Source organism: Streptomyces sp. NPDC028298 (genome assembly GCF_055565895.1).
Window position 1 is genome coordinate 1 of the sequence record NZ_JBVHTL010000014.1, and the last position, 5,838, is coordinate 5,838.

Annotated in this window: 7 protein-coding genes and 1 pseudogene; 4 read left to right on the forward strand and 4 right to left on the reverse strand. The window is 67.5% G+C overall.

From position 1 onward, the window contains the following. Nucleotides 1–187: 187 nt before the first annotated feature. Together ACZ4TO_RS38920 and ACZ4TO_RS38925 are read right to left on the reverse strand one after the other, a co-directional pair. Nucleotides 188–421, reverse strand: coding sequence for a hypothetical protein (locus ACZ4TO_RS38920; RefSeq protein WP_468026717.1), 234 nt, complete (start codon nucleotides 419–421; stop codon nucleotides 188–190). A 270-nt stretch (nucleotides 422–691) separates the two neighbouring features. Then, the gene (locus tag ACZ4TO_RS38925) at nucleotides 692–1,174 is read right to left on the reverse strand and encodes a hypothetical protein (protein WP_468026718.1); all 483 of its coding nucleotides are present in this window, start codon (nucleotides 1,172–1,174) and stop codon (nucleotides 692–694) included. A gap of 649 nt (nucleotides 1,175–1,823) precedes the next feature. Here ACZ4TO_RS38925 and ACZ4TO_RS38930 point away from each other — a divergent pair. Continuing rightward, a pseudogene (locus tag ACZ4TO_RS38930) lies at nucleotides 1,824–2,140 on the forward strand (transposase); the annotation flags it as partial. Here the strand turns inward: ACZ4TO_RS38930 and ACZ4TO_RS38935 are convergent. Beyond that, nucleotides 2,094–2,498 carry a hypothetical protein gene (locus tag ACZ4TO_RS38935; RefSeq protein WP_468026719.1) on the reverse strand — a complete coding sequence of 135 codons (405 nt, stop codon included), beginning with the start codon at nucleotides 2,496–2,498 and terminating at the stop codon, nucleotides 2,094–2,096. The pseudogene ACZ4TO_RS38930 and the gene ACZ4TO_RS38935 overlap by 47 nt on opposite strands. 202 nt (nucleotides 2,499–2,700) lie before the next feature. Between ACZ4TO_RS38935 and ACZ4TO_RS38940 the strand changes: the two genes are divergently transcribed. Then, nucleotides 2,701–3,291 (forward strand): hypothetical protein, encoded by a 591-nt coding sequence (locus tag ACZ4TO_RS38940; RefSeq protein ID WP_468026720.1) that lies wholly within the window; start codon nucleotides 2,701–2,703, stop codon nucleotides 3,289–3,291. 6 nt (nucleotides 3,292–3,297) lie between these two features. On the opposite strand, the gene ACZ4TO_RS38945 is transcribed toward ACZ4TO_RS38940, so the two are convergent. After that, nucleotides 3,298–4,083, reverse strand: coding sequence for a leucine-rich repeat domain-containing protein (locus ACZ4TO_RS38945; protein ID WP_468026721.1), 786 nt, complete (start codon nucleotides 4,081–4,083; stop codon nucleotides 3,298–3,300). A 150-nt stretch (nucleotides 4,084–4,233) separates the two neighbouring features. Here ACZ4TO_RS38945 and ACZ4TO_RS38950 point away from each other — a divergent pair, with 150 nt between their 5' ends. Together ACZ4TO_RS38950 and ACZ4TO_RS38955 are read left to right on the forward strand one after the other, a co-directional pair. Beyond that, entirely contained in the window at nucleotides 4,234–4,707 is a 474-nt protein-coding gene (locus ACZ4TO_RS38950) for a hypothetical protein (protein WP_468026722.1), read from the forward strand. Between the two features lie 262 nt (nucleotides 4,708–4,969). Continuing rightward, on the forward strand, nucleotides 4,970–5,323 hold the full coding sequence (locus ACZ4TO_RS38955; RefSeq protein ID WP_382797302.1) for a hypothetical protein: 354 nt from the start codon (nucleotides 4,970–4,972) through the stop codon (nucleotides 5,321–5,323). Nucleotides 5,324–5,838: the final 515 nt, after the last annotated feature.

The window sequence follows — 5,838 nt, forward strand, 5'->3', positions numbered from 1 at the left end:
GGGGGGACCCTGTGGGAGAGTAGGACGCCGCCGAACAAATTGTGAGAAGACCCCCGGACCGGGGATACCGGTCCGGGGGTTTTCTGCGTTCAAGACCAATTTCCCGGCCTCGAAATGTCGAGATCGCCGGCCGTCATGAGCTGACCTGAAACGGCAAGCAGGGCACCGGCGGCTTGCTGCGGGCGCCTCATCCCTCACGGGGGCTCGTACGGCGGGGCGGTTGATCCCATATGGCGTCGAGCCGGCCGACGAGCTGGCGGAGTTCGCGGGCGCTTCGAGGCGACACGGCCTGCATCACGGTGTCGAGAAGAGCGCGTGCTTGCAAGGGGTTGCCGCAGCAGTACCAGTGCACGTTGCCCCACTGGTAGTCGTGCCACAGCAGGTGCTCGGGGCGGTGGACATAGTCCTTCCAGAGGCGCACGGCTGTGCTGATGTCCCCTGGCTGCAGGTAGTTGCGAGTGCGTTCGAGGCGGACGACCTCTGACAGCGCGCTCGACGACAAGCCGTCGATGGACTGCTCTGTTCGTGTCGTCCGGTGGCGGGGAAGGCCGGCCCGGACTCGTCCTGGCCGTCTACGCGGCATGGACCTTTCGGATCGTGGTCATGCCGCACATCGTGCCAGCTCTCGAACGGCGGGAGCTGTCCATGAACCGTGAACGGCGGAACTGGTGAGCGGCTGGTGCCGGACGAGTCAGCGGGAGACTCCGACACTGCTGACCCAGACAGCGAAGGGCGTGTCCTCCGGTCCGGTCTCGATCTGCTCCGAGAGGTTCTGTGCGTCGTCCAGGTCCGGCCATGCGATGAAGCCGGGCTCGCTGTCGGCCAGAAATCCCTCGATGACCGGACCGAGGTCGCCGGAGGGCGCGTAGCTACCGCCGAACGGCAGCGCATCCGGGGGCACGGAACCGGTCGAGCACCGGAGCTGGCCCGCCTGTTCGTCGTGCCACACGTAGAACGTCGCCACCCCAGAGAAGCCGAGAACCCGAATGCGTTCCCGGATGGCAGCAGCGGTCCGCTCGAAGGCAGCCACCACCTGGGCGACGGACAACGAACTCCTGTCCTCGTCAGCCGCACTCAGCGACCAGGTGTTGGTCTCCCACTCCACCCGCCGGTCGGCCGGCTCCAGCACCAGAGGCTCGTCCGCCACCTCGGCGATCCACGTCAACAGCACCACTGCAGTATTCCTGTACAGCTCGCCCCGAGGAGCCCCAGAGAAGCGGCCTTTTATAGCGGCTACCGCAATGAGGTGGCTCGGTCCTGGCGGCCTTTTCCAGGGCGGTAGTTGAGCGTTCGGTCGGTTCGGTGTGGGGATCACGCTGACATGGGAGTGCAGGACTGCCGGTCACTCCAGGATGTCCGTGGAGCGTGCCACGATCTGGCTTCATGAGTGACCGTTCGCTTTCACCCGCCTGGCTGGTCTCATGGACCGACAGAGTCTCCGGGCCCCTCGCGGCCCTGGCAGGCGAGTTCGAGCGTCGGCACGGCCTTCCCCCCCCGGCACCAACGAGGTCCGGCCGGCCGGCCGCGACGATCAAACCGCGGCTCGCGCGCTTGCCCAAGCCGGCGTCATCCCGGCTGACCCGGTCACTTTCTACGACAGCATCGGCGATGTCACCTGGGCGGACGTCGGCAACGGCTACTTCCTCGACCCGGCAAGTGACGTCCTTCTGCGGCTCCAGGAGCACGGCGCTGTCGATGCCGGCGCGGATCAGAAGGTGGTCATCGGCTCGAACGGCGGCGGCCTGTCCTACGTCGCGGGCCCTGATGGGTCGGTTCATCGGACGCGGACGGCATCACTAGACGAACCGGAGCTCGACAAGGTGGGCAAACGCGGCCGACCTCGGTGCCGCCCCGACGCCGTTCTCGGTGACCGCGGCTACGACCACGACAAGTACCGCCGCCTCGTCCGCGCGCTGGGAGTGAAGCGGCTGATCGCGCGACGTGGCACCGAATACGGCTCCGGTCTCGGCACTCAACGCTGGGTTGTCGAGAGGACTTTCGCCCACCTGCGCTGGCTCCGCGCCTGCGGATCCGCTGGGAGATTCGCGATGACATCCACGAAGGGATGCGCGCTCCCCTGCTGGCGACGTCTGTCACAGCAGGCCGGAACCCTCGCCCTCCCGCAGTAGCCATTCCCTGACGGAAGGAGCTCGATCAAGGAGCTGGCGGACCTGCATCCCCTCTTCGCGTGAGATCACCCTCGGCAGCGGGGCGAAGTCGCAGGGAAGCACATCCAGCAGGCTCAGCGCGCGGTCTCCCGCGCGCAGAGTGATCAACAGCTCGCAGCGCAGCTGGCGTGGAACCTCCGGGCGATGGGACAGGCTGTGCCACAGGGCCGGCCACAGGTAGTGGGTGCTGTCGGGCGCTGTATTCGCTCGCACCCACGACGGGTCCAACCGCTGGCTCAGGTCGAGGTCACCCGCCTGCTCCTCCAGCCTGAATAGCGAGGCCGAATCAATGACCTTCACCTCGCGAGGCAGCGGCTGTTCAGAGTCCATCGCCCCATGCTGGCCGACAGCACCCTACGCCGGGCGGCCGACCCCAAAGAGCCATTCTTATTGGAGTTCTTAGTGGGGCGGTCGTGCGCTCGAAGGTGGAGGGGGCGTTGCGGTGGGAGGGGTGGCGCGGCAGGGTGCGATGTGCGAGGTCTCTGGCGGGGCGGGATCGATGGGGAGTGTCTTCGGTGACGGTCGTGTCCACGTGGTGCTCGACGGGGCGGTCGAGCATGACTGTCATCAGGAACGAGGACCTGTGAACGCCGGTGCTGATCACGAGAGCCTGAGTAGCGGCCTCAGCACCTGGACGATCGAGCGGCTTCGGTTGTTCGCCGAGGGAGCCCAGGGAGGGGAACTCGAGGCGGTGCGTGTCGTCGCGCAGGGGCATGCCTATGGCGCCGACGAAACCCGCGAAGTCCGCAAGCAGTGGGCCAAGTTGTCCTTGCAAGTCAACCGGCGTCTGCGTGGGGACGGTCCCTGGCAGCACGCGCGAGCGGCGCAGCACGACTTCATGCTCCGGGCGTGGGTGATCGACCAGCTCGGCCTCGATGACGGGGATCACGACTGGAGCCCCGAGGCGTTGGCGTCGGACACCGTCGCGGCGTTGGCTCTTACCCCGGCCGAGGCTCGTGCTCTCGGTGACCACTGGCGCGACCTTGAGGTGGAGCAGATGGGCGAGCTGCGGCGGCACAAGAACTTGACAGCCCATCTCGACGGACTCGTCGACCACCTGGAGCCCGGGCCGGTACGGGATCAGCTCCTCGCCTGGACCGAGACGCGCCGACACCTGCCCTGACGCCACTCAGTCATAGTCGGACGCCGGCTGGTCGACCAGGCCGCCCCTGTGCGGTGTGGGGATGTAGTCCTGGGCGCCGGCAGGCAGCGCGGCGACACACGCCGGTGAGCAGGCGTTGACCAGCAGGGGCAGTACGTCAGTGGCGACGCGCAACGAGATCCACGCCTGGTGCGGCCCGTCCTGCTCGATCACGCGGTCGCAGACGCTGCACCTGTGGGCGTCGGGCGTGCCCCAGCGCCAGGGGTCCCGGTTGCTCGGATCGCGTTCCGCGGCAGAGTCCGGTGAGGGGCGAAGCCGCGGGAAGGGCGGTCGCACCTTGTAGTTGCCGTAGAGGGCGCGTGTGCTCACCGTGCTGCGGGTCAGCTTCCGGCAGCGGGTGATCTCGTAGGGGAACCAGTGCAGCCGGTAGGAGGTGTAGGGGGTGAACTCCTCCAGGCTGGTCATGCCTCCGATGGCGGGTGGGATCCGGACCAGGTTGCTGCCGTAGAGCACGAGGTGCTTGACCGCGGTCAGCCTGGCGATGCCGGCCGGCAGCGTGATGACCTGCCGGCGCTCTTCCGGGGTCAGCTCGGCCAGGGGACGGAACTCCTCGCGTCCGTCGGCGACGGCCTCGTCGACCAGCTCCAGCAGGTGCCGCCAACCCGGGGCCGAAGTGTCCTGCTGCTCGGTGTGGAACCCGACGCGAGCACGCGGGCGGGGTCGGGTCTGGTCGAAGCACGAGCAGTCTCTGGGGGAGGCTCGTCGGCCCGGGGCACGATCCGACGCGTCGTCCCGGTGATTCCCACGGATCATCGGTTCTTCTTCGCCTTCCATGGCGCCAAGATACGGAGGTCGCCGCGGGCCTTCGCCGTGAACCCCACGCCCGAGAGGGCGGGGCTCCTCTGCCCTTGGTCCAGGGAAACAGGAGTGCGGTGGGCCTGAGAGGCGGGGCAGCATGGTGCGGTGGCCGACCTGCTGTGGGATGACGTGCGCTGCTTCTTCGACCCGGCCTTGACGGGGTCGCTGCCGGACGTGCGCATTCCGAACGCATCGGTGGAGGACTGGCAGGCGGTGCTCGATCTTGTCGCGGAGAGGCGTTGGAAGTGCCAGTACTCCGAGGGGGAGACGGTGCTTCCGGTACCCCGGGCGGAGGTCGCGCTGTCCCGCCCTGCCGATGCCGAGTGCCCGGGCCTGAGAGTCTGGCCGTCCGCTGATGTGTTGGCGATCTTCCGCTTCCATGCCGTCGACGAAATCGACTTCGACGTCGACCTGCGGGAGTTACAGGGCCAGGAGCGTCTGGATGTGTTCTGCGGCTTTCTTCGGGAGCTCGGGCGACGGTTGGGCAAGCCGGTGGTGATGGATCCGGAGGGGGATTGCCTCCAGCCGGTGCTCGGGTTCGACGTCGAGGCTGATCGAGTTGTTCTCCTAGGCCCGTAGGCCTGTATAGGCGGTAGAGGGCAGGGACTCCTGCCTTCGGGACTGTCCTGGTAGCCGTCGACCGGTCGAGCTGGAAGGCAGGCGACGGCCGACGCCTGGCCGTCGAGCAGCTCGGCCTTGGCCACGCCTCCGATGACGTCCATGACGGTGACCGTCGGCAGGGCGCGCTGCGGAAACTGCGGAGCTGCCGAGTTCGCGGGGCCGGTATCGTCCGGGTTCCCGGCTCGCCGTACCGGCGGCCTACGTTCAGAGAGCGATGCGGATGACCAGCCGGCGAGCAACGACGACCCTGTGGCGCCCCACCGGCCCCAAGGAGCTGGATCTGGTGCGGGAGCTGGACTGGCGTGCCTGGCCGCCCCGGCTGCCCGAGCAGCCGATCTTCTACCCGGTCCTCAACGAGGACTACGCGGTCAGGATCGCGCGGGACTGGAACGTGAAGCACGACGGCGCCGGCTTCGTCACCCGCTTCGAGGTCGAGTCGGAGTTCCTGGGCCGGTATCCCGTCCAGCAGGCCGGCGGGCGGACGATCCTCGAGCTCTGGGTCCCGGCCGAGGAGCTGGACGACTTCAACGCCCACATCGTCGGCGAGATCCAGGTGGTCCACGAGTTCCGCTGAGGTGAGGTCTTGTGGGCGGGGCGCCTCGGCCCGGTGCGATGATCCCGGCGTCGGAGCCGTCCTGGTAGCCCCATCCTGGCGATCGACGACGACCACACTCGTCCCTCCGGTCGCTCACGAGGGCCAGGCCGGGGAGCCGACAAAAGATCTTGACAGGTGGGTGTTGACACTGCCCTGCCGGATGCGTAAAGTTCTTCGAGTTGTCACGGAGCCGGTCTGGTTCCGCGACGGCACCTCCGCCGCTGATGCGGCACTCAAATCTTCAGCTCGATCCCAGCCGGGGTGAATTCGGTGTGCCCGAATTCAATTCGATTGGGGCCCGGTGGCCCGATTAGGAACTGCCGGGAAGATCCGCTAAAGTTTGAGACGTCGGAACGGCCCAACGGCCGGGAAGGCAAGCCCCGCTGACTGGGAGTCAGGCCCGAAAGAGTCTGATAGAGTCGGAAACGCAAGACCGAAGGGAAGCGCCCGGAGGAAAGCCCGAGAGGGTGAGTACAAAGGAAGCGTCCGTTCCT

Bases quoted from the DNA above. Each gene is read 5' to 3' on its own strand.
- ACZ4TO_RS38935 (WP_468026719.1), bottom strand. From the start codon at position 2,498: ATGGACTCTGAACAGCCGCTGCCTCGCGAGGTGAAGGTCATTGATTCG.
- ACZ4TO_RS38955 (WP_382797302.1), top strand. From the start codon at position 4,970: ATGACCAGCCGGCGAGCAACGACGACCCTGTGGCGCCCCACCGGCCCC.
- ACZ4TO_RS38945 (WP_468026721.1), bottom strand. From the start codon at position 4,083: ATGATCCGTGGGAATCACCGGGACGACGCGTCGGATCGTGCCCCGGGC.